General features: G+C 50.2%; 1 protein-coding gene. It reads left to right on the top strand.

Annotation, left to right across the window (positions count from 1 at the left end; all coding sequences use genetic code 11):
- Positions 1-1078 (top strand): UbiD family decarboxylase (locus tag A3750_RS23615; RefSeq protein ID WP_068548958.1); only part of this gene is annotated, 1078 nt, incomplete at both ends.

A 1078-nucleotide genomic window follows, 5' to 3' on the forward strand; every position in this document is an offset into this window, starting at 1 on the left:
CGCACCTTGAGATGACAGAGATATGTGACCGAACTCTTAGGGCTGGTGGCCCGGCAATCTTGTTTGAGAACCCAAAAGGCTTTGATACGCCTGTATTGGGTAACCTGTTCGGTACGCCTCGCCGCGTTGCTTTAGGGATGGGGCAGGAGAATGTGTCGGCTTTGCGAGAGGTTGGCAAATTGCTGGCCTTTTTGAAGGAGCCAGATCCGCCAAAAGGGATTAAAGACGCATTCCAGAAGTTGCCTATCTTTAAACAGGTCATGAACATGGGGCCCAAAGTGTTGCGCCATGCTCCCTGTCAGGAAGTGGTGGTCGAAAAAGCCGATGTCGATCTGAGTAGAATTCCCGTTCAAACCTGCTGGCCAGGCGATGCCGGTCCGTTGATTACTTGGCCTTTAGTGGTAACGAAGGGACCTGATCCAGAGAAAGAGCGGCAGAACTTGGGAATCTATCGTCAGCAGGTCATTGGTAAAAATCGTGTCATCATGCGTTGGCTTTCACATCGAGGAGGCGCCCTCGATCTTCAAGCGTGGCAACAGAAAAATCCAGGCCAGCCATTTCCCGTAGCCGTAGCATTAGGTGCTGATCCAGCAACTATATTGGGTGCCGTTACGCCTGTTCCTGACTCGCTTTCAGAGTATGCTTTTGCAGGCTTGTTGCGTGGTGGAAAAACGGAAACGGTGAAAACCATGCATAGCGATTTGACTGTACCAGCCAGTGCCGAGTATGTGCTTGAAGGGTTTATCTATCCGGATGATCTGGCGCCTGAAGGGCCTTTTGGTGACCACACAGGGTATTATAATGAGGTTGATCAGTTCCCGGTATTTACCGTAGAGCGCATAACGCATCGAAAAAATCCGATCTATCACAGCACCTATACGGGCCGTCCGCCAGATGAGCCGGCGATTCTAGGGCTTGCATTAAACGAAGTCTTTATTCCAATCTTACAAAAGCAATTTCCAGAAATTGTCGATTTTTACTTGCCACCTGAAGGCTGCTCATATCGGCTCGCGGTCGTGACCATGAAAAAGCAATACCCTGGTCATGCGAAGCGTGTGATGATGGGGGTTTGGTCTTT

This window comes from Oleiphilus sp. HI0079 (genome assembly GCF_001635105.1).